This window comes from Kaistella pullorum, assembly GCF_014837035.1.
GTDB classification, from domain to species: Bacteria; Bacteroidota; Bacteroidia; order Flavobacteriales; family Weeksellaceae; genus Kaistella; species Kaistella rhinocerotis.
Window position 1 is genome coordinate 112,864 of the sequence record NZ_JACSPS010000003.1, and the last position, 24,532, is coordinate 137,395.

27 protein-coding genes are annotated in these 24,532 nt (G+C 43.8%); 9 read left to right on the top strand and 18 right to left on the bottom strand.

All coding sequences use genetic code 11. The annotated features are described in order from the left end of the window. Positions 1-11: 11 nt before the first annotated feature. Positions 12-803 carry an NAD(+) synthase gene (gene nadE / locus H9628_RS09065; protein WP_251833827.1) on the bottom strand — a complete coding sequence of 264 codons (792 nt, stop codon included), beginning with the start codon at positions 801-803 and terminating at the stop codon, positions 12-14. A 77-nt stretch (positions 804-880) separates the two neighbouring features. On the opposite strand from nadE, the gene gldB reads away from it, so the two are divergent. The 5 genes from gldB (at position 881) to H9628_RS09090 (ending at position 4,417) form a co-directional block, all read left to right on the top strand. Continuing rightward, a complete protein-coding gene (gldB, locus tag H9628_RS09070) occupies positions 881-1,861 on the top strand; it encodes a gliding motility lipoprotein GldB (protein WP_251833828.1) in 981 nt (326 codons plus the stop codon). A gap of 47 nt (positions 1,862-1,908) precedes the next feature. Beyond that, a complete protein-coding gene (gene gldC / locus H9628_RS09075; protein WP_251833829.1) occupies positions 1,909-2,235 on the top strand; it encodes a gliding motility protein GldC in 327 nt (108 codons plus the stop codon). Positions 2,236-2,337: 102 nt separating this feature from the next. Then, the gene (locus tag H9628_RS09080) at positions 2,338-3,480 is read left to right on the top strand and encodes a cystathionine gamma-synthase (protein WP_251833830.1); all 1,143 of its coding nucleotides are present in this window, start codon (positions 2,338-2,340) and stop codon (positions 3,478-3,480) included. Positions 3,481-3,530: 50 nt separating this feature from the next. Next, positions 3,531-4,043 carry a DinB family protein gene (locus tag H9628_RS09085; RefSeq protein ID WP_251833831.1) on the top strand — a complete coding sequence of 171 codons (513 nt, stop codon included), beginning with the start codon at positions 3,531-3,533 and terminating at the stop codon, positions 4,041-4,043. Beyond that, complete coding sequence (locus H9628_RS09090) at positions 4,040-4,417, top strand: YchJ family protein (protein ID WP_251833832.1); 378 nt, start codon at positions 4,040-4,042, stop codon at positions 4,415-4,417. Before H9628_RS09085 ends, H9628_RS09090 begins: the two co-directional genes overlap by 4 nt. Here H9628_RS09090 and H9628_RS09095 read toward each other — a convergent pair. Then, entirely contained in the window at positions 4,409-4,663 is a 255-nt protein-coding gene (locus H9628_RS09095) for a VF530 family protein (RefSeq protein WP_251833833.1), read from the bottom strand. The genes H9628_RS09090 and H9628_RS09095 overlap by 9 nt on opposite strands. Before the next feature lie 87 nt (positions 4,664-4,750). On the opposite strand from H9628_RS09095, the gene H9628_RS09100 reads away from it, so the two are divergent. Next, positions 4,751-5,299, top strand: coding sequence for an L-threonylcarbamoyladenylate synthase (locus tag H9628_RS09100; RefSeq protein ID WP_251833834.1), 549 nt, complete (start codon positions 4,751-4,753; stop codon positions 5,297-5,299). Between the two features lie 4 nt (positions 5,300-5,303). Here H9628_RS09100 and H9628_RS09105 read toward each other — a convergent pair whose 3' ends face one another. The 10 genes from H9628_RS09105 to H9628_RS09150 form a co-directional block, all read right to left on the bottom strand. Beyond that, the gene (locus H9628_RS09105) at positions 5,304-5,759 is read right to left on the bottom strand and encodes a DUF1801 domain-containing protein (protein WP_251833835.1); all 456 of its coding nucleotides are present in this window, start codon (positions 5,757-5,759) and stop codon (positions 5,304-5,306) included. Between the two features lie 65 nt (positions 5,760-5,824). Then, positions 5,825-7,966 (bottom strand): S9 family peptidase, encoded by a 2,142-nt coding sequence (locus H9628_RS09110; RefSeq protein ID WP_251833836.1) that lies wholly within the window; start codon positions 7,964-7,966, stop codon positions 5,825-5,827. 130 nt (positions 7,967-8,096) lie between these two features. Then, positions 8,097-8,795 (bottom strand): phosphatase PAP2 family protein, encoded by a 699-nt coding sequence (locus tag H9628_RS09115; protein WP_251833837.1) that lies wholly within the window; start codon positions 8,793-8,795, stop codon positions 8,097-8,099. A 50-nt stretch (positions 8,796-8,845) separates the two neighbouring features. Beyond that, the gene (locus H9628_RS09120; RefSeq protein WP_251833838.1) at positions 8,846-9,508 is read right to left on the bottom strand and encodes a head GIN domain-containing protein; all 663 of its coding nucleotides are present in this window, start codon (positions 9,506-9,508) and stop codon (positions 8,846-8,848) included. A 49-nt stretch (positions 9,509-9,557) separates the two neighbouring features. Next, entirely contained in the window at positions 9,558-10,811 is a 1,254-nt protein-coding gene (locus H9628_RS09125) for a CinA family nicotinamide mononucleotide deamidase-related protein (protein WP_251833839.1), read from the bottom strand. Between the two features lie 106 nt (positions 10,812-10,917). Then, positions 10,918-11,460: a lipocalin family protein gene (locus H9628_RS09130; protein WP_251833840.1), complete on the bottom strand. Its 543-nt coding sequence runs from the start codon at positions 11,458-11,460 to the stop codon at positions 10,918-10,920. Between the two features lie 16 nt (positions 11,461-11,476). Beyond that, a complete protein-coding gene (pdeM, locus tag H9628_RS09135) occupies positions 11,477-12,118 on the bottom strand; it encodes a ligase-associated DNA damage response endonuclease PdeM (protein WP_251833841.1) in 642 nt (213 codons plus the stop codon). 22 nt (positions 12,119-12,140) lie between these two features. Then, on the bottom strand, positions 12,141-14,597 hold the full coding sequence (locus H9628_RS09140; protein ID WP_251833842.1) for a ligase-associated DNA damage response DEXH box helicase: 2,457 nt from the start codon (positions 14,595-14,597) through the stop codon (positions 12,141-12,143). Next, the gene (locus H9628_RS09145; protein ID WP_251833843.1) at positions 14,597-16,177 is read right to left on the bottom strand and encodes an ATP-dependent DNA ligase; all 1,581 of its coding nucleotides are present in this window, start codon (positions 16,175-16,177) and stop codon (positions 14,597-14,599) included. Before H9628_RS09145 ends, H9628_RS09140 begins: the two co-directional genes overlap by 1 nt. Positions 16,178-16,180: 3 nt before the next feature. Then, complete coding sequence (locus H9628_RS09150; protein WP_251833844.1) at positions 16,181-17,212, bottom strand: ligase-associated DNA damage response exonuclease; 1,032 nt, start codon at positions 17,210-17,212, stop codon at positions 16,181-16,183. A 324-nt stretch (positions 17,213-17,536) separates the two neighbouring features. On the opposite strand from H9628_RS09150, the gene H9628_RS09155 reads away from it, so the two are divergent. Both H9628_RS09155 and H9628_RS09160 read left to right on the top strand, forming a co-directional pair. Further along, positions 17,537-17,917 (top strand): SpoIIAA family protein, encoded by a 381-nt coding sequence (locus H9628_RS09155; protein WP_251833845.1) that lies wholly within the window; start codon positions 17,537-17,539, stop codon positions 17,915-17,917. Between the two features lie 24 nt (positions 17,918-17,941). Continuing rightward, complete coding sequence (locus H9628_RS09160; RefSeq protein ID WP_251833846.1) at positions 17,942-18,451, top strand: pyridoxamine 5'-phosphate oxidase family protein; 510 nt, start codon at positions 17,942-17,944, stop codon at positions 18,449-18,451. 59 nt (positions 18,452-18,510) lie between these two features. Here H9628_RS09160 and H9628_RS09165 read toward each other — a convergent pair whose 3' ends face one another. From H9628_RS09165 to H9628_RS09175, 3 genes are read right to left on the bottom strand one after another with little or no spacing between them, the layout of a single operon-like run. Then, complete coding sequence (locus H9628_RS09165) at positions 18,511-19,356, bottom strand: dienelactone hydrolase family protein (RefSeq protein ID WP_251833847.1); 846 nt, start codon at positions 19,354-19,356, stop codon at positions 18,511-18,513. Between the two features lie 25 nt (positions 19,357-19,381). Next, positions 19,382-20,248 carry a lipoyl synthase gene (gene lipA, locus H9628_RS09170; protein WP_251833848.1) on the bottom strand — a complete coding sequence of 289 codons (867 nt, stop codon included), beginning with the start codon at positions 20,246-20,248 and terminating at the stop codon, positions 19,382-19,384. Between the two features lie 47 nt (positions 20,249-20,295). After that, positions 20,296-20,853 carry an RNA polymerase sigma factor gene (locus H9628_RS09175; protein ID WP_251833849.1) on the bottom strand — a complete coding sequence of 186 codons (558 nt, stop codon included), beginning with the start codon at positions 20,851-20,853 and terminating at the stop codon, positions 20,296-20,298. 113 nt (positions 20,854-20,966) lie between these two features. Here H9628_RS09175 and H9628_RS09180 point away from each other — a divergent pair, with 113 nt between their 5' ends. Next, a complete protein-coding gene (locus tag H9628_RS09180; RefSeq protein ID WP_251833850.1) occupies positions 20,967-21,263 on the top strand; it encodes a hypothetical protein in 297 nt (98 codons plus the stop codon). A 13-nt stretch (positions 21,264-21,276) separates the two neighbouring features. Here the strand turns inward: H9628_RS09180 and H9628_RS09185 are convergent, their stop codons facing one another. The 3 genes from H9628_RS09185 to H9628_RS09195 all read right to left on the bottom strand — a co-directional run bounded on the left by H9628_RS09185 (position 21,277) and on the right by H9628_RS09195 (position 24,495). Beyond that, the gene (locus tag H9628_RS09185; protein WP_251833851.1) at positions 21,277-23,016 is read right to left on the bottom strand and encodes a sensor histidine kinase; all 1,740 of its coding nucleotides are present in this window, start codon (positions 23,014-23,016) and stop codon (positions 21,277-21,279) included. Positions 23,017-23,119: 103 nt separating this feature from the next. Further along, positions 23,120-23,767: a response regulator gene (locus H9628_RS09190; RefSeq protein WP_251833852.1), complete on the bottom strand. Its 648-nt coding sequence runs from the start codon at positions 23,765-23,767 to the stop codon at positions 23,120-23,122. Continuing rightward, on the bottom strand, positions 23,764-24,495 hold the full coding sequence (locus H9628_RS09195) for a sensor histidine kinase (protein WP_251833853.1): 732 nt from the start codon (positions 24,493-24,495) through the stop codon (positions 23,764-23,766). The genes H9628_RS09190 and H9628_RS09195 overlap by 4 nt, the downstream gene beginning before the upstream one ends. Positions 24,496-24,532 lie beyond the last annotated feature (37 nt).

Below are 24,532 nucleotides of genomic sequence, written 5' to 3' on the forward strand. Positions count from 1 at the left end.
TTGACTTAATATTACGATCTCCACTCTTCAGGAATATCACACACCGGAATAGGTTGAATCTTGTGCTGTGCCGCGCGGTTCATCTTTGAAAAAATCCGGAAAACCTCAAGATCACGCCCGGAATAATCGGCTTCTGTTTTTGTTCCCCATTCTTTCTGGATTTTCTCAAGCTCCGGATACGTGGCGCCAATCTGCTGTTCATCGGTTCTTTCCGCATCCCACAAGCCGTCGGTCGGAATGGCATTTTTAATGGATTCCGGCAAATCAAGGGAGCGTGCCAGTTCGTAAACTTCAGTTTTATAAAGATCGGCAATAGGGGAAACATCCACGCCGCCATCGCCATATTTGGTATAAAATCCGATTCCGAAATCTTCCACTTTATTTCCGGTGCCGCAAACCAGCAGACCATTTATCTGTCCGTAATAATACAGCGTCAGCATTCTGAGGCGCGCACGCGTGTTCGCAAAAGCCAGCTTCTGGTCGGGAAAATGCGCTTCATCCACCTCGAAAGTGCTGTACAGAGCTTCAAAAGGTTCGTTGAGGTTTACCGTCATGCCCTGCACGTTCGGGAATTTAGTTTCTAGGAACCTGATGTGCTCCTGAGCACGGTTGATCTGGTCTTCTTTCTGGCGGATCGGCATTTCTATCGCGAGCAGTTTCAGGCCTGTCATCGCACAAAGCGTAGAAACCACACCGGAGTCTACGCCACCGGAAATGCCGATAACGTAGCCTTTGGCACCGGCGTTCTCTGCGTAACCTTTCAGCCAGTTTACTATTTTGTCTGTTATTTTTTGCGTTTGCATTAGGTGTTGGGTGTTTTGTTAAAGGCTGCCATTGCTTAAATTTTCGCTATTTTTGCGTTTAATTCTGTGTAAAAATAATGAAGTTTTTTAATTATTTTCTTTTAGCCACCGCTTTTGTACTCGTTCCGGTTTCCTGCGATAATAAGCCGGAAAACCTTTGGCAAATCGAGATTAAAAATCCGGCACAGAAAGTGGAAGTTCAGGATCTTTCGGCAGAATTTTATAATGCTGGTGTTCCTTTGGCCCAGTTTCAGCAGAAATATCCGTGGTTTCAGGGGACCGTAAGCGATGAAGATTTTGGAAAAAGAAGACTTGATAAAACCGAGATTGCAATCTATAAAGAAGCCGTTGACAAAATCGGCACGCAAAAACTGAACAATGAACTTACAACCCTGTTTTCGCACATCAAACATTATTTCCCCGAATTCAAACAACCAAAAGTATTCCTCTATTCATCGGCTTTGCAGGGAATAATGGAACCCATTTTCTATCACGATGCCGAAAATATGCTCTTCATTGATATCTCCGCGTTTTTAGGACAGAATAATCCAAATTATAAAGGTCTCGAGCAGTACTGGCAAGTCTCGATGAATCCCCAAAACATTATTCCCAAAGTATCACGCGTTTTCGCCGGCTTTTTCCTAAAGGAAAGTTTCGAGCATCAAAAATTTTTGGATGAGCTGATTTATCAGGGCAAGATCATGACGCTGCAGGATGCTTTTCTGCCCGGTTTCCCAGATTATCTGAAAATGAACTATGACCAGAAACAGTATGAGTGGGCTCTCGCCAACGAAGCGAACGTGTGGAATTATTTCGTAGAAAACAATCTGGTTTTCAGTGATGACAGCAGACTCCGCGAACGGTTCATTAATCCCGGTCCGTTTTCGAAATTTTATACCGAAGTGGATAATGATTCCTCACCGCAAATCGGAATATTTACAGGTTGGCAGATCGCACGGAAATTTTTCGAAGCGAAACCCGAAACCAAGCTCACCGATTTCCTGGAAATGGATAGCCAGACAATCTTTAACGAAAGCAATTACAAACCAAAAAATTAATCTAAAGCTATGTTTAAATATTCCCTAAAAAGTATCAATTACAAAATATGAGAAAGACACAGATTACAATCGATGTAGAACTCGATGAAAACCATATCCCGGAGAGAATGCTTTGGAACGCACAGGACGGCGGCATAGATTCACAGGAAACGAAAGCTACGATGATTTCGGTTTGGGACGACAAGGCAATGGAAGCTTTGCGAATTGACCTTTGGACGAAAGATATGCCCGTAGATCAGATGAAAATGTTCTTTCACCAGACCCTAGTATCTTTAGGCAACACCTATCATCGCGCGACGGGCGAAGAAGATGTGGCCGCGTGGATGGAGCAGATAGCCGAGGAATTTGCGCAGAAATCCGCGATAAAAATGTAAAAAGCCATAAGCTGTATGCGATAAGCATTAAGCTATTTTATATCTAACTTTTAAGTGAAGGCAGCACAGCGCCTAAAACTTAAAGCGTAAAGCAATAAAAACATGAATTTCAACACAAAAGTAATACACGGTGGCCAGCACCACGAACCGGCGACAGGATCTGTGAATGTTCCGGTATTTTTAACGTCCACATTTGCGCAAAAATCGCCGGGCGTCCATTCAGGATACGAATATTCACGGGCAGCAAACCCAACCAGACAGGCGCTGGAAGACAGTCTCGCAAGTATCGAAAACGGTGCACGCGGTCTCGCATTCGGTTCCGGACTTGCCGCGATCGACTGCGTACTTAAATTATTGAATCCCGGCGATGAAGTGATTGCCGTAGATGATCTGTACGGCGGAACTTACCGCATGTTTACGCGACTTTTTGAAAAATATCAGCTTAAATTTACCTTCGTCAATTTTGATGATGCTTCCAATATTGCGGATCTGATCAGTGATAAAACAAAACTGATCTGGATCGAAACACCGACCAATCCGCTGATGAAACTGGTGGATATCAAGGCCGTAACGGATTTGGTAAAAGGAAAAGATATTGTGGTTGCGGTGGATAATACTTTTGCGACACCTTATCTGCAGCGTCCTATCGATTTGGGTGCAGATATCGTGATGCATTCGGCGACAAAATATCTCGGCGGACATTCGGACGTCATTGCCGGAGCCTTGGTTGCAAACACGGAAGAACTGGGCGAAAAACTCCATTTCATTCAGTTTGCGAGCGGCGGAATTTTAGGTCCGCACGATTCCTATCTTGTCCTGCGCGGTATTAAAACACTTGCATTGAGAGTTCAGCGTCACTCTGAAAACGGGTTGGCTGTGGCTAGATACCTTGAAAGTCATCCTGGCGTGGAACGCGTAATCTATCCCGGACTGGAATCTCATCCGCAACACGAGCTGGCAAAACGCCAGATGACTGCATTTGGCGGAATGGTTTCATTCACATTCAAATCCGGTAAGAAAGAAGATGCCGTGAAATTTCTCGAAAACCTGCGCGTATTCACTCTTGCGGAATCTTTGGGCGGCGTAGAATCGCTCGCAAATCACCCGACTTTGATGACGCACGCTTCCATACCCGAAGACAAACGTGCAGAACTCGGCATTACCGACGATTTGGTGCGTTTAAGTGTAGGAATCGAAGATGCAGACGACCTTATCGCTGACCTTGAGGCAGCATTTAAAAATTAAAAAAAATAAAAGCGGACATTAATTTGTCCGCTTTTTTAAACTTTTCTGCAATGACAGATTTCCAAAAATATATTGAGCGTTACCTCAATCTCATTCCGTCCGGAAAGTGGCTTGAAGAAATGGTGAACAGCGGCGAGGAAACGCATCTCTTTTTCAGTCAGCTTATGCCCGAACAGGCTAATTTCGCGTACGCACCCGGAAAATGGACTTTAAAAGAAGTGTTGCAACACCTCATCGATGCCGAAAAAATCTTCGCATACCGCGCCTTGCGTTTTTCCAGGCAAGATAAAACCGTTCTGCCCGGCTGGGATGAAGAAGCGTACGGCAAAACCTATGATTTGTCCGAACGGCCTGTTGCCAGCATCGCAGAAGAATACATGGCTGTACGGAAATCTTCACTGCTGTTTTTTCAGTTTCTGAATGCTGAACAACGCGCACAAACCGGTATCGCAAACGGCAACGAAATTTCCGTCGAAACTTTAGGCAAACTGATTGTCGGGCACAACATCCATCACATGAACGTGGTGAAAGAACGTTATTTACCACATTTCGAAAACCTATGAACTGTCCGTGCTGCTCTGGCGAACTTTATCTAAACTGCTGCCAACCTTATCACAACCGTGAAAAACACGCGCCTACCGCGGAAGCGCTGATGCGATCGCGGTTTTCAGCGTTTGCGGTACCGAATGGTGAATATTTAATGGAAACCACGCTGCCCAAGAAAAGGAAATTCCACAATACCGATGATCTTCAGGAATGGGGCGAAATAAACACGTGGACAAAACTGGAGATTGTGCAGAAACCCAGCGAAGACCAGGTGGAATTCCAAGCTTTTTATACTGATGAAGACGGACAACCGCAATTTCACCATGAACTTTCCCTGTTCCGAAAGCTCGGCGGGCGGTGGTATTATGTTTCGGGTAAATTTTTAGACTGAATCCTCATTTCTCTGGGCTTTCTTTTTCTGGCGCAGCACATAGAGATAAAGACTTTCAACCTTGGTTCTTGCCCAGTCTGTTTTGCGGAGAAACTTTAAAGACGAATTAACGCTCGGATTATCGGTGAAACATCGGATATTAATTTGTTCACCGAGCTGTGCGAAGCCTCCGTAATATTCCAGAAGCTCTTCCAAAATTGCGTCAAGGCGTTTTCCGTGCAAGGGATCTTTCGATTTTTCTTCCATTTGGTAAATTTAGCCAATAGTTTTAAGAACAATAAAAACGCTCTTCGGACAATTGTTTTAATTTTGCCAAAAAGCAGCGATACTATTATGCAAAACCTCATCGATACATTAAAATCCGGCGGCACCATTCTTTACCCAACCGATACTATTTGGGGAATTGGCTGTGATGCGACTAACGTGGAAGCCATTCAGAAAATATTTGAAATCAAAAAACGCGAGCCTTCAAAATCGATGATTATTTTAGTGGAATCGGTGAAAAGACTGCAGGATTTGGTGGAAGTGCCTGAAATGGCCTGGGAAATCATGGATCTCTCCGAAAAACCGGTGACAATCATTTACGACAACCCGCAAGGTTTGCCGCAGGAACTGTTGGCAGAAGACGGTAGCATCGGCATCAGGTTGATTAAAGATGATTATCTGAAAAAACTGATCGGGAAACTGAATAAACCGTTGGTATCCACTTCAGCAAATCTCAGCGGACAAAAGTCGCCAATGAAGTTCGCGGATATTTCGCGCGAAATCCTTAGTTCGGTAGATGCCGTGGCCGAAGAAAACCATGACAAAATCTCAGAATATTCCGGTTCATCCGTCATCCGCATGTGGATGGATGGCCGCGTGAAAGTGCTGAGAGAGTAATTTTTTATTTTTTATACAGTTTCTCGTACAGCGAGATCCACTGTTGCGGCGACACTTTTTGCACAAGTTCGCCAATAAGTTCATACGGGATATCGTCCACTTTTTTAAAGCGGATGCATGATTTTCCCATATCGAGTTTTCTGCTCGAATGTTTTGGGAATTCGCTCACAAACCAATCCAGAAGCTCCGGATCAGCGTAAATCCCCATGTGGTAGAGCGCTATGAAGTTCTTTTGTGAAGCCAAATTCAAAAAAGGCAGCGGCGAGCCCGGCGTGCAGTGATAACCGTCGGGATACGTCTCCAAAGGCACCTGCCATGCGATCATCCCGGAACTCTTGCCCTGCTCAAATCCTGAAGGAAGATTTTCTGAAATGGTCTCAATAAGCTTTTTGAAAGCTTCTTTCCTTTCTTCGGGAACATTCACAAGATATTCTTCGATGTCTGATGATGTATTTTTCATGATTAATTTTTTATTAAAAGTACAAAACAAAAAAATCCGGAAGCATTTTCCGGATTTTCTGTTTACTATTTTTTGAGGTGGGCGTCAAAATAATCAGTGACCTTTTGCATCAGATGCACGCGGTCTTTGCCCATCACATTGTGCTCATGACCCGGATAAACGAAGTAATCGAGCTGCACACCGTTGTCTACGGCCGCTTTAAGAAACTTCACCGAATGTTGCCAAACAACCACATCATCCTGCGCACCGTGAATCATCAAAAGCTTGCCTTTCAGATTCTGTACTTTATCCAAAAGGTTTGCTTTCGCGTAGCCTTCCGGATTGTTCTGAGGTGAATCCATATATCGCTCTGTGTACATTATTTCATACATATTCCAATCGATCACCGGGCCTCCTGCAACCCCTGCTTTGAAAACTTCGGGGTGTTTCAGCATGAAACTGGTCGTCATAAAACCTCCGTAGCTCCAGCCATGAATGCCCATATTATCGGTGTCAGCGTAAGGTAAAGATTTAAGATATTCTACACCTTTCAGCTGGTCATTCATCTCAGTTTCACCCATATTTCTGAAAACCGCCTGCTCGAACTTCATCCCACGGTTCGAAGATCCGCGGCCATCCATCGTGAAAACAATGTAGCCGTTCTGCGCCATGTATTCGTACCAAAGGTTGCCCGACGCCGGAAAACTGTTGGTGATCAACTGCAGGTGCGGACCGTTGTACAAATACACAATCACAGGATATTTCCTCGTAGCGTCAAAATCCGTTGGCAGGATAATCTTGCCGTAAAGCGGAGTTCCATCGTCGGCTTTGAGGTTTACATTTTTAATCTCAGGTCTGTTGTAGTTCTTTAAAGGATTTTCTGACGTAAGAATGTTTTTAGACTGTCCGTTGGCCGTGTTGATAAGGTTTACACTGCGTGGTGTGGTTGCATTGCTGTAAATATCGTACAGCTGGGAACCGTCTTTGCTCAGAATTCCGGTGTGCATGCCGGGTGCAGACGTGAGTTTCTGCGTACGGAAACTGTTCCAGTTAATCTTATACAGATGTCTTTCGAGCGGACTTTCCTGTGTGGAAGTGTAAAAAATTTCCTTTTTCTTTTCATTGAAACCCAAAACATCGGTCACAAGCCAATCACCTTTGGTAATCTGCGCTACAAGACCTTTTTCTAAATGGTAGTGGAACAGATGGTTGTAACCTGTGCGTTGGCTTTGCCAAATGAAATCAGTATTCGAATTCGGGAAAAATAAAAGCGGATTCTGCGGCTCCACATATTTGTCAGATTGTTCTTCGAACAAAGTTTTAATAAATGAACCTGTAACTGCGTCGTACTGATTCATTTTTAAATGATTCTGGTCGCGGTTCAGCACACCTACGAAAATATATTTCGAATCGGGGCTCCACGTCACGGCTGTAAGATACTGTTCTTTGTCACCTTCAGTTTTAAGGAAAGTGGTCTTCTGGGAATTTATATCATAAACACCCAAAGTCACCTGATGAGAAGTACCACCGGCCATCGGATATTTGATGTTGGTGTTCTTTGCGGGCGTTACAGACCAGTCGATTACCGGATAATCTGTAACCATCGTTTCATCCATTCTGTAGAATGCGATCTTCGCGGCATCGGGAGCGGCAAAAATTCCGCCACGGATCCCGAACTCACTGCGGTGAACGGCTTGGCCATTCACAATATGTTCGTTTTCATCAGTTGTAATTGCGATGTTTTTACCGTTTCTGTTCAGGTAAAGATTATTTTTTACGGTATAAACAATCGATTTGTTGTCGGCTAAAATTTCTGCATTGGCAGCGCCTTCATTTAAACTGGTCCACTCCGTGGTTTTCCAGTCATTGCCCGATTTTGTGATGCGGTAGTACTTACCATCCTGCACGAAATATCCTTTTGAGCGGTCGGTAAACTTTACCGGTGGCAACGCTTTTAATCTCTGTTCGGCGGCAAGATTCTTATTGATCTGATACAGAGAAACAAGCGTGTCCTGCTTCATTCCCTGCATTTCCGTTACCAGATAGCCATTGCGCGTACCGTAGATGTACGCCTTCGCATCAGGTGTCCACGAAAATTGCGGAATCGATTTTATCGCGAGATTACTGCGCAAACCGTTCACCGATTCGGCCATTGTATATTTTTGGTTTTGAGCAAACACTAAGCTCCCTAAACCAAGAACTAAAAAAGGTAGTTTTGAGAATTTCATTAAAATAATTTAAGGCCTTAAAAATACGAATTTTAAAGGCAAATGTTAAGAAAAAGTTAATCAATGATTCCCTAAATGCATTCTAAATCCCTCATTAATGCAGCCTTAAGCTTTAAGTTCTCGGTTTGGTTTAGTTTGGCATTTGATAGATATCCGTAAACGGATCCACTGAAGTCCGCGTCGTATTCCATTGGTACTTATGCGTCCAGTATGCAACTTTCATCGAAAGAATTCCAAGCCCGGCACCGAAAAGTACATCGGAAATATAGTGTTTGTCATTGGCCATCCGCATCACGCCGACGCCTGTTGCAAGTCCGTACGAAACATACGGAACCCAGCGGTGGTTTTCGCCATATTCAATCGAAAGCATCGTCGCGCCCGCGAAGGCATTGGCAGTGTGACCGGACGGAAATGAATAGGCAGTGCCGTCTGGCCGTGGTTTTTTAAGAGTTTTCTTTAAAACGTAAACCAGCCCCAGGTTCAGCGCCTGACCTTTGATTAAAACTGCGGTTCTGTTCTGCCAGTCGGTTTTCGCCGTCATGCCGGCAAGTCCGAAACCGTAAACCGCAAACATGGGCGCGAACTGGGCGTAATCATCAAGATGATTTCCAAACCCAAGAAGATCGGAGCCTTTGTCGTTTTCATTTGGTGAAATTTTACCACGTTCGGCATCAAATAAAATTCCGGCAGTCATCAGAACCGCCGGAACATAGATTTTTTTGGGTTTAAAACTTAAACGCTCATTAGAAAAAACCAGAGAATCGGCTTTCTGCGCAAAACCGCTGAGGCAAATGCAGAGAAAATACAGGAAAAACCAGTTTCTGATCATCTGGCCAAGTTAACTGTTTTCCCGATATGAACCGTTTTCGTTCCCGAAGTTTATTTGAAACTGATCTTTCCGCCAATTACATTCCGCACTTTGCGGTCTTCTGGATCACCATAGATATCGATGATTCCACCCGCACGCGTGGTGGCATTAACGGATCCGGTGGCTGTAACGGTGGCCATTCCTCCTGCATTTGCAGTGACGGTTGTGTTCTCAGATTCTACGGTTTCACCGAAATATTTACCACCTGAATTTACTACAACATCCTGATTATCCGCTATGCCTGTAAGTTTAATTTCGCCCGCGGAATTGGTTTTGATATTGAGTTTAGATGTCTTCACCGGAAACTCAATCATTGAACCTTCGTTGGCAACAAGCGTCAGCATTCGCGACTGCAACTCGTTTTCTGCCGAAACCGCAGAACCCTGACTGGCCTGAATATCGTTCAGGTTTTCGTAATAAACTTTTACCACGGTATTGCTTCCCTGCAGGATTTTAGCCGGCGCCATCCGGATTTTAAGCTCACCGTTTTTGTTCACGGTTTCCACATCCGCATTATCATTTTCGAGCTCTACCCTGCTGTTATCAGACTGGATGAGTGTTACTTTAATTTTGTCGTACACCTTAAGTGACGAAAATTCGCCTACATTTCGGGCAGTCTGTGCCCACGCAAACTGCGCGGCTACTAACAGAAAACTTCCTAATACTTTCTTCATTATAATTGATTTTAACTCCTGTATAAACGGTTTCAGGATCGTTTTATTTTTATTTAAATATTTTTAAAATCATCGAAACCAAATCCTGCAAAACGCGTTGAGACACGAATGCAGCAAAATCATTCCGTTCCATATGCGGCAGAAACAGGCTGTTGGTCTGCACCGAATCTTTAATGCGAATGGTATAAAATACGGTTCCGACTGTATTATTGAATTCATCCGTTCGCGGCCCCGAAACGCCAGTTGTAGAAAGCGAAATATCGGTCTTGAACAGCTGTTGGCAACCGACACTCATCTCTTCGGCCACTTCGGCAGAAACTACTGTTTTTTGCCGGATGGTTTTTTCAGATACATTTAAAAGCGCAATTTTTTGGTTGAAATCATAAGGAATAATTCCGCCCGTAAAATACGCTGAACTTCCGGAAACCGACGTTATCAGCCGCGCAAGTTCGCCTCCGGTGCAGCTTTCCGCCACTGAAAGCGTGAGTTTATTTTTAAGTAAAAGCTCTTTCAGAATTTCCTGAATGTCATTTCCATCCCACGCAATTACTTTGTCGCCGATTAAAGGCCTGAGTTTTTCAACTTCATTATCAAGCTGAATTTTTAGGTCTCCCGCATCACTGCCCACCGCGGTAAGACGCAGTTTAATGCGGTTCCCGACAGGAAGATAGGACAGCGAAATATTTGGAGGTAAGTCCAATTCCCACTGCTCGATGGTAAGCGCGAGCAAGCTCTCAGGAAAATCGACTACAGAAATAATTCGCGCGATGATGTGACTTAAAGCATACTTCTGCTGCAGAAACGGAATAATTTTATCCTTAACCAGCGGTTTCACTTCGTAAGGAACGCCCGGAAGACAAACCGCGGTTTTTCCGTTCTGCTGAATCATCTGGCACGGCGCAGTACCGTTTTCATTCTGGAAAACATGCGCTTTCGAAAGCACAACCGCCTGATCTTTGTTGATCTCCAGCAGATGTTCGCGCTTTCTTTTGATCATCAGATTTTTAAGGTGCAGAAATGTCGCGTCATCAGTTTTAAGTTCATCGCCAAAATATTCAGCGAAAGCTTTCTTGGTTCTGTCGTCTTTTGTTGGTCCGAGACCGCCGGTGGTGATGATCAGATCAGCAATTTCAAAACCTTCAGCCAGAGATTTCTTGATTGTCTGTACCTCATCTGCCACTGTAAGAATTTTAAGCACCGGAATCCCAATACTTTTAAGCTGCTGCGCAATGAAGTTGGAATTGGTATCCACGGTATTCCCCGACAGAATTTCGTCGCCAATGGTGATGAGTACTGCTTTCATTAAAAATTTTAAGACTATAAAAGTAATGATTTTAAAGCCTAATGAAAAGTGACACGCAAAATCTCCTGTGTTTGAAAAAACAAAACCGGCCTAAGACCGCTTTCTGCTATTTGTTGTGTTCAACCCAAATGAGTCTTCCGGTATCGTAGCCGGCGCGTTTTGCAGTATTAAGGAAGCGCCGTTTTATGTCCTCGGGAACTGTAGTTTCACGTGACAGGATCCACAAATTATCGAGGCTGCTGCCGGCAACAAGCGCATATCTGTAATTTTCATCGAGATCTATCACATTGTATCCGGACCAGATAGGTTTGAAAAAAGAAACCTTCAGCCTCGCCGTATTTGGATCCTCCACAAAGCGGGCTTCGCCGATGCTCTCTTTCCATTTGTTTTTTACATAATCGAACCCCTTGTTATCAACCTTGATATGGCCGTTATCTTTTTTCGAATATTCGGCGGTTACGTTGTTCAGGTTTTTCTCAAATTTAAAATCGATGCGGGCAATTTCGTACCATTTTCCAAGATATCTGTCCGCCTCAAAATCTTTCACGGCAGTCGCTCCCTCAGGAATCCGAACTGAGCACGAATTAAAGATCAACAATCCTAAAATTCCTGCTGAAACGGGCAGTACAACGTTTTTTAATAGTTTCATAAAAATATTTTTGCACCTAATAATCAAATATGATGCCCTCTGAAAACGCGATTTTCTTGAAACCTTTATCCAAAGACTTTAGATCAAGACCGGTAAACTTGCTAAAGGCGGGCAAAACGAGCTGTTCGTCAGAGAGCGCATAGCACGGAAGCTTCACCGCCTGCCGCGCGCGGCCCTGAAACACTACGCCGGGATGAATGTGCCCCGAAATCGTAAAACTGCCGGCCGACTGCGGCTCGTGCACGAATGTGAACGGTGAAATTTCAAGTAAATTTTCTACTACATCAATGCAGTGATCATCGTAGAATTTTTTCTGAATTCGGTCGTGATTACCTTTTACCAAAGTGATTTTGAGATCCGGAAAACGTTCGCGCCATTCACAGAAAATATCAAGGTCACTGTTGTGGCCTGCGTGGAAGAGATCACCCACGATCAGGATGTGCGCTGCGTTGAATTCACGGACTAACTGTTCTAAAACTTTCAAGTCATCGTACAGAATCTGGGATGAAACCGCGATTCCACTTTTACGGAAATGCGCAGATTTACCTACATGCAAATCACTGATTATCAAAGTTTTTTCACGCGTCCAAAAAACAGCTTTTCGGTTGGTGAAAAGCAAAGTCTCACCTTTTATTTTTTTTTCTAAACTCTTAATCATGTTACAAATGCAAATTCGCCGGCTAGCTGTCTATCATCTTTCTCATGGCTTCTTTTTGAAGTCTCATGATGCGGGAATCCAGGTCTTCACTCGTAAGACTCTGCCGCAGGCTGTCAACTTTTATAGGGAAACTGAGCGGTGTAAATGCGTTTGCAAATTTGAGGATAATTTTGGACTTTTCAATTCGTTGGAAAGCCTTCATCAGCCGGAACTCATCGATCTGCTGATTGAAAACTTCGGCATAAGCCTGCTTGAACAGTAGGTTTTCAGGATTGTAGTCTTCGAAAACATTAAAAATAAGCCCAGAACTTGCCTGCAGGCTTTTGTTGTTTTTCTGAACACCCGGATAATTTTGCACCACCATACCGGATATCACCGCGATATCGCGGAATTTTCTGCGCGCCATTTCGGTTGCATTCACGCTGCTAAGGACGTCCTGAATTAAATTTTCCCTGCTTAAAATCTGCTTTAAAACTTCCTCATCAATCGGGATTTCCTGCGAACTTAAAAGCTCAAAACCATAATCGTTCATTGCCATTGAGAATGAGATCGGTGTTATTTTTGAAATCCTGAAGGCGATAAGTGCTGCCATCACTTCGTGGATTAAGCGTCCCTCAAACGGATACATAAACAAATGATGCCCATCGCGCGTTTCAATCATTTCCACTAAAAATTCATCATCTTTCGGGATATGAGAATTGCGTTGCTGGCTCACCAAAAGCGGATGCAGAAACTTCAGTTCCTTCTCCGAGGATTTTGCCTGAAGTGAATCTGAGAGCTTCAGTCTTAAAAAATGACTTAAATGCGAGGTGAGCGGAAGTCGGCCGCCGAGATAGCTCGGGATCATCGCTTTTCCCTTTGAGTTTCGGACAAAAACGGTCATTTCTTTGATGTGCGAGATCTCCAGCACACGGCCGGCAAGGATGAAGCGGTCTTCTTTTTTGAGTCTTGTAATAAAGTATTCTTCGATCATCCCGATATATCCGCCGCCTAAAAATTTCACTTTCAGCATTGCATCGCTTACGATGACGCCTATGTTCATGCGGTGCAGCATCGCGATCCGACGGCTCGTGACCTTATACAAACCATTTTCGATGACGACCTTGTGATACTCTTCATAATTTTTCAGCGCACCGCCGCCGACAGTAATAAACTGCAGAAGATTCTGCCATTCTGCGTCTGTGATTTCGGAAAAAGCATGTGTGGATTTTATCCGCGGGTACAGCGATTTTTCATCGAATCCGTCACCTACTGCCAGCGTCATAAGAAACTGGACAAGAACATCAAACGACATCACGACCGGCGTGCGCGGTTCTATCACTTTCTGTTTTACGGCTTCCTTTAAAGCTGAAACCTCGATCAGTTCTAGTGAATGCGTCGGTACAAAATATATTTTTGATGTTTCAAACGGTGAATGTCCGCTTCTACCCGCGCGCTGCAGGAAGCGCGCGACGCCTTTACTCGAGCCTACCTGAATGACCGTATCTACCGGCTTGAAATCAACACCGAGATCAAGCGATGATGTTGAAATGACGGCTTTTAGATAGCCGGAACTCAGGTTTTCTTCAATCCAGATGCGAAGTTCGCGGTCAATGGAACTGTGATGTATCGCGATTTGACCGGCAAAGTCCGGATATTCGCGAAGCAGAAGCTGATACCACATTTCCGCTTGGCTCCGTGTATTGGTGAAAAGTATCGTGGTCTGACTTTTTAAGATGACCGGAACCACTTTATCGACCAGTTTTGCACCAAGGTGGCCAGCCCAGGGCAGAACTTCAACCTCATCAGGAAAGATCGGGATGATGTCTATTTTCTTGTTTTCTTTCGCAACAACTTTGGTTTTCTTAAGATCATACGGAATCAGAACCTCCATCGCTTCATCGAGGTTTCCAATAGTTGCCGTGATTCCCCAAATTTTAACTGTTTTCCGATAGCTCAGGATCTGTGAAAGCGCTAATTCTACCAGAACACCTCTTTTGGAACCGATAAGTTCATGCCATTCATCGATGGCAACACATTTCAGATTTTTAAAGAAACGCTGGTTGTTTTTTTGGGCCAATAACAACTGAAGACTTTCCGGCGTAATGATGAGGATCTCCGGCATTTTTTTAGTCTGCGATGCGCGTTCGGCCTGTGGTGTATCACCGTTACGGACCGAAACTTTCCAGTCAAGACCAATTTCATCGATCGCTTCGGTCATGGCTTTGGCAATATCTTTTGCGAGCGCCCTCAGCGGCGTGATCCAAAGGAGATGTAAGGTACCATTATAGCGATCCGGATTGTTTAAAAAATCGGTAATGACGGCAAGAAAAACCGAATACGTCTTACCAAAACCCGTCGGCGCAACCACCATTCCGCTGTAACCGCGGCCAAATTTCTCCCACGTCTCACGCTGAAAAGTAAACGGCTCGAAACCTTTTGCTCCGAGCCAGCGATGCACAATGCCGTAACCTTCCGACTCCAAAAATTTTTTCGCCATTATCTGATCAGTTTTTTCACTTCTTCGATATCATCGATATCGTCTACTTTCTTATCGCGGCGCCAACGCAGGATTCGTGGAAAACGCAGTGCGACGCCACTTTTATGCCGGTTGCTCAAGCCAATTCCTTCAAATGCGATTTCAAATACAAGCTCGGGTTTAACGGTTCGAACAGGTCCGAATTTCTCCAGCGAGTTTTTAGTCACAAACCGGCTGACTTCCATAATTTCCTTATCCGTAAGTCCGGAATAGGCTTTCGCTACGGTCACGAGTTGGTCTTCTTTTTTTACCGCAAATGTGTAATCTGTATAGTAACCACTGCGGCGGCCACTACCTTTCTGCGCATAAATAAGCACCGCGTCTATCGTAAGCGGATCTACTTTCCATTTCCACCAATCGCCTTTCTTGCGACCTGAATGATAAAGCGAATCGCGGTGTTTGAGCATAAGACCTTCACTGTTGTTTGATCTTGAGTTTTCGCGGACATCGATCAATTCATCCCATTCTTTGAACTGTACGATTTTAGAGATGGAAATATTTTCAGGTGAATTTTTTTCGATCAGTTCTTCCAGTACTTTGCGCCGGTGCGAAAGCGGTTTGCCGCGCAGATCTTCGTCATTTAGCTCCAGAATATCATACGTAAATACCTGTACGGGAATTTCGCGCAGCATTTTTGAGGTGATGGTTTTGCGGTTCAGGCGTTTCTGAAGTTCATTAAAATTTAAAACTGTACCATCCACCACAGCGAGAATTTCACCGTCGATCACGAAATTTCCAACCATTTTTTCGAGTTCGGCAGCAATTTCCGGAAATTGCGGTGTCACGAGTTCTTCACCGCGCGACCAAATGAAAACTTCCCCGTTACGGTGGATCAGCTGTCCACGAATGCCGTCCCATTTATACTCGGCTTGCCAGTCGGCAGGCTCACCGAGTTCATTCGTTTCTTTTTCAAGCGGATAGGCAAGACAAAACGGATAAGGTTTGGAATTATCCGGATTGATGTTGACACCCGAAATCAATTCTTCAAAATTAGCTTCACTTATTTCCCATTTGCCCATGATGCTGTGCATCAGTTGACTGGAGTCTATCTCAGAATATTTGGAAAGCGCTGTGATCAGCAGTTTTTTCGAAACGCCGATGCGGAAACTGCCACCAATCAGTTTATTAAATATAAATCTCTCGGTATAATCGAGGCCGTTCCAGGATTCGGTGACGTATTCTTTCTTTTCAGCTTCAGATTTTGTTCCGAGTTCGGCTAGCTCGCTCATCCATTGAGAAAGTGATTTTTCAATGTTGTTCTGTGGTGGCGGAAGGATCAGCGAAATCGTTTCTCCGAGGTCACCTACTGACGAATAGCTTTCAAGAAAAAGCCACTCTGGCAGCTGAATGATCTCGAGTGCCCATTGTCTCAGAAAATTAGTATTCACCGGACGTTTCGGTCTTTTTCCGGTGAAAAGTGCGAGAAACCACAGTTTGTCATTTTCGGGCGCGGTACGCAGATATTGTACCATCGCATCCACTTTTGCGTTGGTTTTATTGGTACTTTCAAGCGATGAAATAAGTTCTGCGAAATGTTTCATGCCTTAACTTTCTTCGGGGGTTTTAGGTGCTTCGAGCATATTTTTTTCTTCCTCCTCTTCATCGCCATAATGTGTTTTCACTTCGTAAGCTTCGATACCCAATTCATTTAAATATTTAGAAAAAACGGCAGTTTGGCCGTGCGTAACGTGCACTTTTTCAGCACCTGTTGCTTTTACGGTATCTAAAAGTCCGGTCCAGTCTGCATGATCTGAAATTGCAAAGCCTGCATCGGCAGAGCGCCAGCGACGTGAACCGCGAACCTGCATCCAGCCGGAACATAAACCTGTAGCGCGGTTGGGGATTTTACGGATCATATTTGAATCTAAGAGTGCCGGCGGAACGATCACGATTTCGTTGTTTATTTTTTTTAAATCTTCATTAAAATAGACCGGTTTATATTCCGGTAGTTGGATACCACTGGATTCTATGGCTTCATTAATTTTTGCAACGGAATTGTGAACAAAAATTTTACCGCACCCTTCCACCGCTTTCATGATCCGCTGTGCCTTACCAAGTGAATAGCCGATGAAAACTGATGTTTTGCCCTGTTCTTTGTTCATCAGGTGCCAGTTTTTCATTTGCTCCGCGTATTGCTCCGGCTCCAGCCAGTTGTAAATGGGCAGTCCGAAGGTGCTTTCTGTAACAAATTCGTTGCAGCGAACGATTTCAAATGGCGTTGACAGGCCATCATCCTGCACTTTATAATCTCCGGAAAACACGCTGACATAACCTTTGTATTCCAACCTTATCTGAGCTGAACCTACGATATGCCCGGCCGGATGAAATGAGAGTTTTACACCATTGATGCTAATCTGTTCACCGTAAGGCAAAGACTGAACTTCTATATCCGGCGAAATGCGGTGTTGCAAAATGGGTTTAGTGAAATCATGGCAAAGGTATTTTTTCATGCCCCATTTAGCATGATCACCATGTCCGTGGGAGATAACAGCCAAATCTACGGGCCGCCAGGGATCCAGATAAAATTTTCCGGGAATGCAGTAAATGCCTTTGTTGGTGAATTCGATGAGTTTCAAACGAGGTAAGTTTAGAAGGGATCAACAAATATTACGCCGATGAAGGTGGTTGACGGTTGATGGTTGATGGTGGTTAGTATTTGAATATGTAGAGCGATCATCCTAAATCTTAAAGTTTTGTAAAATTTCTTACCACTCTGAAAAAAAGCCATGGATGGTTTAATTCTTGTTTGCCGTCAGAACAACATTGTAAATGCAACGACAGAAGTTTCAGCCCGGATTGAAACGGCATCCCCGCCGCGGCGGGATACAGTGGAAAGCCGGTAAAGTCTCCGGAATGTTACATCAACCGTTGCTCCTAAACCAAACAAAAAAAATATTATTATGATCACACTGATTCCTGACGTTCCCGAAAATGTAGCGGCTTTCCGTGCCTCGGGTGAGATTACGAAAGATGATTTTGAAAGTGTTGTGATGCCACATGTGAAGGCTAAAGTGAACACTTTTGATGAACTGAATTACCTTCTTTTATTGGATACAGACCTCGATAAATTCACGGTGGGTGCATGGATGCAGGATGCTTTCCTGGGGTTGAAAAACCTGAGCAAATGGAACCGCGCCGCGATAGTGACCGATAAAACGGCCGTGCAGAAATTTACAGACGGTTTCAGCGCTGTGGTTCCGGGTGAATTCCGCGGATACGGAAAAGATGAACTGTCACAGGCCATCGCCTGGTGTGCGGGTGGAAATACAGATAATCATTAATCTTCTCTCTAAAAAAATACTATTATGTCAACAGAAAATCTAAACAATACGGAAGCCTTAAAAAAACTTAAAGAACTCTCTGAAAAAGCGCGGATCTGCATGTTCTGCACAGATCTTACCTCAATTCCGATCACGGTGCGGCCTATGAGTCTACAGGAAACAGACATGGACGGTAACCTTTGGTTTATCAGCAGCGACGCGAGTAACAAGAATTTCCAGATCGCTGAAGACAACCGTGTACAGCTACTTTTCATGAACAATAGCAACTCTGAATATCTGTCGGTTTTCGGGCAGGCTTTTATCTATAAGGACAGAGCCACGATCGAGGACAAATGGAGCAATCTCGCAAACGCATGGTTTGAGGAAGGCAAAGAAGATCCGAATGTTTCTATCATCCGTGTCGCGCCTCAGGACACCTATTACTGGGACACGAAAGCCGGAAAACTGGTTTCACTGATCAGTTTTGCGGCGGCCGCAGTTTCAGGCACCAAAACAGATAACAGCGATGGCGTGGAAGGAAAACTGAACGTTTAAACGCATATTAAAGCTCTGCTTAAAAAAATATCCGGCTGTAAAATGGCCGGATATTTTGTTTATTTGAATACGTCTGCTAAAAAGCTCTTCATCTCATTGAAAGACTGTTCGTCAGCCTGCCTGTCATATGCAATTGGCAGGTTAAATTTTTTACCCGTTTCGGTAGCGTCCGGATTTGTAAAGGCGTGAAGTGCGTTTGGATAATCTACAAATTTGTAAGTGATTTTAGCGCTGTCCATTTCTTTTTTGAATGCTTCAATCTCTTCCTTAGAAACCATCTTATCTGCAGCACCGTTCAGAACAAGGTATTTTGCTTTATTATTTTTAGCACGGATTCCGGTTTTCAGATTCCCGTGAAAACTTACGACTCCTTTGAAATCGCCTGAAAGCCTTGCCATATTCAGCGCCTGTGAGCCGCCGAAGCAATAGCCGATAATTGCCATTTTATTGTAATTCGCATTAGGCGTGATGATGATTTTATTCTTTACAGCATCGAACATGCGCCTTGCATCGATAGGGATATTATAAAAATGTGAAGACAGTTTCTGCGCTTCTTCCGGCGTTTCCACGACTTTGCCTTCACCGTAATAATCTACGGCGACCGCATAATAACCCAGTTTCGCAAGCTGCCTCACGCGGCCTTTCACGTAATCTGTAAGTCCCCACCATTCCGGCAGCACGAAGACAACAGGAAGTTCACCCTGCAAATCAGGATTGTACGCCGCGTACGATCGATGAGTTACGCCATTTATCCCGTAGGAAATTTCTTCAGTTTTAATTTTTCCGTCCGCAGTTTCCGCAGTTACGTTTTCGGTTGGCGCGTCTGAAGACTTTTGGTCTTTTCCTGTGCACGAAATCGCAGTAAGAAAAAGTGAGAAAGCTAATACGACTGGATATTTTTTCATCGGGTGGTGTTTAAACTCAATATTTTTAATGAATGTGTTTTTCTGCATGATAAGAACTTCTTACCAATGGCGAGCTTTCAACATGACGGAAACCGAGCGACTGCGCGAATAGCCTGTACTCCTCAAACTCTTCCGGATCCACAAAACGCTGCACCGCCAAATGTTTCTGCGTTGGCTGCAGATACTGCCCTATGGTGATCACATCTACATTCGCCTTGCGAATATCTTCGATGGTCTGAAATACCTCGCGTTTAGTCTCGCCCAAACCAAGCATAAGTCCGGTTTTCGTGCGGTTTTGGCCGGCTTCTTTCATGTAGCGCAAAACTTCGAGGCTGCGTTCGTACTTAGCCTGAATCCGAACTTCACGCGTAAGCCTTTTCACGGTTTCCATGTTATGTGAAATGACTTCAGGCGCTACTTCGATAAGCCTGTCGATGTGTTTTGTGATGCCCTGAAAATCGGGGATCAAGGTTTCCATCGTGGTTCCCGGCGATATTCTTCGCACTGCATTTACCGTTTCAGCCCACAAGATAGAGCCCATGTCCTTTAAATCATCACGGTCTACGGAAGTGAGAACCGCATGTTTGATTTTCATTAATTTAATGGAACGCGCCACTTTTTCGGGTTCGTCCCAGTTTACGGCGAGTGGTTTACCAGTTTTTACACCGCAAAATCCGCAGCTTCGCGTGCAGATATTTCCCAAAATCATGAAAGTGGCCGTGCCTTCGCCCCAGCATTCGCCCATATTCGGGCAACTACCGCTTTGGCAGATGGTGTTCAGTTTGTATTTATCCACCAAAGTGCGGAGTTCACGGTAATTTTTTCCGGTCGGAAGTTTTACGCGGATCCATTTTGGCTTTTGTATTAGGGTGCTTGTTGAGCTATCGTTCATTTTATCTAGAATAATTGACAAATTTAGGGAATTGCGGCGTATAAAGATCAGTCGGAAAAATCGTTGGATTTCAGCAGTTCGGCCAATACTTTTTTGGCCCGCATGATCCGTACTTTCGTGTTTGCTACCGTTAAATTAAGCTCGTCTGCGATTTCTTTAATACTTTTTTCCTCAAAAAAACGAAGTCTGATAATCTCCTGATAGTTGGTATCAAGACTTTCAATGGTGGTAAGAATTTGGCGCTGGTCTTCTTCGGAAATCAAAAGTTCTTCCGGTGAGCGCGCGTAATGATTCCTGAAACCTTCAAAATTCTCTGTGGTATCTTCATTTTCGCGGCTTTTCTTCCGCCAGTAGTCGATTACGGTATTTTGCGCGATGGTAAGAATCCAGGTTTTGAACTGAAAATTCGGGTCGTACAAATCGAGTTTTGCCAGCACTTTCGAAAAAACGGAAACCGTGATTTCATCTGCAATATTTTCGTCCTGCACTTTTTTCAGCACGAAACTGAAAACATCAACCCAAAAAAGATTGATGAGCTGAGTCTGTGATTTCTGATTTTTATTTTTAGCAAGAGCAATCAGCGCCAAAAGGTCTGTGGCATTCATATTTACAAAGTTAACCAATTAATTAAAGCTGATAAACCCGGCCTTACTTTAGGTCAAAACAATTGCAGTTCTGCCTAAAAAAGCCGTAGTTTGTGTAGCTAAATTTAAGAAAGATGAAATCAAAGAAAAAATATAAGAAACAGTTACTAAAAGCTTTACAGGAAATGGCTTCCACCGAATATGTACTGCTTGAAAGCATGACGAACCTGATGCTTCTAAAGGAAATGAAGGAACAGAACATTTCATTCAAAAAAGGCGATACTTTCTCCTTTGAAGACAATATTTTCGATTACAGCGAGGACAAAAACATCCGCCAGCTGGCGAAACTGCGCAGGAAGATGCTTAAAACCATCAATAAGATTGTCGATAAAGGAAACTTCCAGGACAAGGAAATAGAATTCTTAGCCTAAACTTCAGATATACTTAACCAAGGGGTTTTCCGTCAACTGAGAATTGCACGCGGTACAGCGAATGCCGGCGCTCACACTTGCCACCGAGCTGTTCTACCATTGCATCTATAATTAAGCGGCCTAAAGATTTATTCGGTGCTTTTTTGCCGAATATCCGGCCATTGTCCTGATATTCCACGTCCGCTATTCCATTTCGAATCTTTACCTGGAGCGAAATTTTAAGGATTTGATCTTCGGATGGAACGGCGTGTTTCAGGGAGTTGGTAAGCAATTCGTTGAGCAACAGACCATATGAAAGTGCCTGATCTACCGGAAGGTTAAACGGATCCATATCTGTTTCTACTATGAGCGGAAAGTTGCAGCCCGCTTTGTGTGGCTCAATGATTTTGCCGGAATATTCGCGGATTTCAATGGTTGAATTATCAAAGTTATTGATATTATAGGAAAACAGATGGTGCGCGAGTGAAATCGTTTTTACGCGCGTGTGAAGATGTTCGAACTTTCGTTTGTACTGTTCACTTTCGCATTCATCCCGCTCAAAATCTATTAAACTCAGGATGACCGAAAGATTATTTTTTACGCGGTGATTCAGTTCCCGCACCAGGAATTCCTTTTCCTGCACGTTCTTTTCCAAAGCGGCATTTTTATCCGAAATACTTTCATTCTGAATCCGGATGCGCTCCTTGCTTTTTGAGACAAGCTTGAAGAAATAAAGCAGGATAAGCATCGAAAAAACAAGCAGTAAAGTTCCTACAACCAGAAAGCTGTTCCATTTTCTCGTATTGCGGACGCTGCTTGTAAGCTTTTGCGCACGCAACTGATTGGTTTCATAGTGGTACATCAGGTCGCGTTCCTGCACCTTGGTGAGCCGCTGCGCTTCGTTTTCCCGGTCAGTCCACAGTGCAGCGACCTTGTAGCTTTGAAGCGATTCGCCGTACTTTTTCTGCTTCTCTTCTATGCGGCTTTTCAGACGGTATATTTCTGACATGGTATCAAAGGATTCCACTTTAGAACCCAGTGCAACAGCGGAGTCATTGTATTGCTTTGCGGTGGAAATCTCGCCGCTTTTCAGATAAAAATTGCTTAGCTTATTATACATATTCGCCACACCGTTGTGATGACGGTAAGATTTGTAAAGCCGCACCGCCTTCAGGAAATAAGGCAAAGCTGTATCGGGGTCGCTGTAGTTTTCAAAACCCAGGAACATGTTAAGTGCCGCACCGTTTTTTCGGTCGGTCACGCTTTCAGCATATTGTTCGGCCTGCATATCGAGCTTAAGCGCAAGTTTATCATCGCCAAAAGTCCGGAAGTACGAACTTTTCCTCATCAGAAAATACGTAAAAAAAGAAGTTTTGAGGTCAGAATTTTTTAGGAAGATTTCTTCAGCGTCCTGAAGTTCCCGGCGACAGTTGAGCTGATTCAGGCCCGTCTCGTAAACCAACGCGCGCTGCATACGGATACGTACCTCCTGCTCCGGTGTTAGGCGGGGACGGACTAAGATGGTTTGTGAAAGTGCAAATGACTCCTCATGAAGACCCAAAGCATTGAGACACTCCAGTTTAAGGACATCGAGCTCAGTTTGTTGCTCCATCGAAAGTTTAGCGCGATTTGAATTTATCAGGCGCAACGCTTCCCGGTGATTTGCGTAGAGCGCTTCAGTTTCGACGGTTTTCTTCAATTGCGAAAAATTGCTCTGTCCGGAAACCGAGAGGCAGAGCAACAATGTGATCGTGCAGATGAAGAATTTTCGCATTAAACAAAACTAATCATTCTTCGGATAAAATATTAAGAAATAAATCAAGCCGAAATGGCTGGAAATTTTTTGAACGTTATTTCTATGTAAGAACGACGAATATTTATTGCTTATACAGCCTGAGAATCTCAACAAGTTCAGGAATTGACTTTATTTTAAGCTTCTCAAACAGCCGGTTTTTGTACGTGCTGATCGTGGATGAATGGAGATTCAACTGATTGGAAATCTCTTTTAGCGGAAGACCTTCGGCCAATTTGTTGGCAATCTGCAATTCGCGGTCTGAGAGTACTTCAACAGGGGAAGTTTTTTTGGTACCACTTACAGATTCAAAAAACATCGCTTCCTTCACGGCTTCACTGGCATAACGGCCAGTGGTGAGCATGGATGTAAGAGCAGTTTCAATTACGCTGGAAGAACTTTGCTTGCTCAGGTAACCGCCGGCACCCATTTTCAGGTAACGCATGGCGTACAGATCTTCGTCCTGAGAAGAAAAAATGAGGATTTTAAGGTTGGGCTGACGGTTTTTAATATAATCTATCGCTTCCTGAACGGTGCCATTAGGCATATTTACGTCCATAATAGCCAGATCCAGTTCTTCTTTTGAGATTACTTTGTATAAAGATTTAAAATCTTCTACTTCAGTAATGATGGCGTCCGGTAACAGGCGTTTAACCGTCTGAATAAGACCCATACGCACAATACCATGATCATCTGCAACAATAATCCTAACGTTTGCTTTTAGCTCCTTCATTCTTTCAATTTAGGTAAAAAAAGGGAAACATTGGTTCCTGTACTTTCAGATGAAACGATTTTGATACTTCCCTGCATCAAGGATATGAAATTTTTAACGATTTTTAAACTTAATCCTACCCCTGTTTCACCGGCGGTTCCCTGAAATACCGGATTTTCATACGTGTAGATGTTCGATAAAAACTTTTCGTCCATGCCAGTTCCGGAATCCACTACCGAAATTACAACCTGATGATCTTCTGTAACTTCCTGTAAATAAATATCTTGGCCAGGCAAAGAGTATTTCACGGCGTTATTAACAATTTTGTCGAGAACATACTGAAGCAGTATCCGGTCTGTCTCAACAAAAGCCTTGGTATCACCTTTAAAATAAAAGTTAAGGTTTTTTTGTTTTAAATCCGCAACGTATTTTTCCTGCAGATCGTGAAAAAGATCCACCACCGGGATTTTCTCAGGTTTAATCTTGTAATCGCCGTACTGCGTTTTCAGCCACGCGGTACTGTCCTGCACGGTTTGCAGATTTTTCTGCGCATCGCTTTTCACCTGGGGCAACAGCCTGAAAAAATCCTGTTCAGATATTGTTTTTTGCTCGATGGCTTCTATCAGCCACACAAAATTTCCAAAAAGTGATTTGGAGTCGTGCGCCAGAATGGAGATCAGTCCGTTCTTAAAATTGATTTCGTTTTGTAGGCTTTCGATCTTGGATTGTAGGTCGTTTAGGTCGTTCATAACAAAGTAGGAAACAAAAATACTTCAATGTTATTTA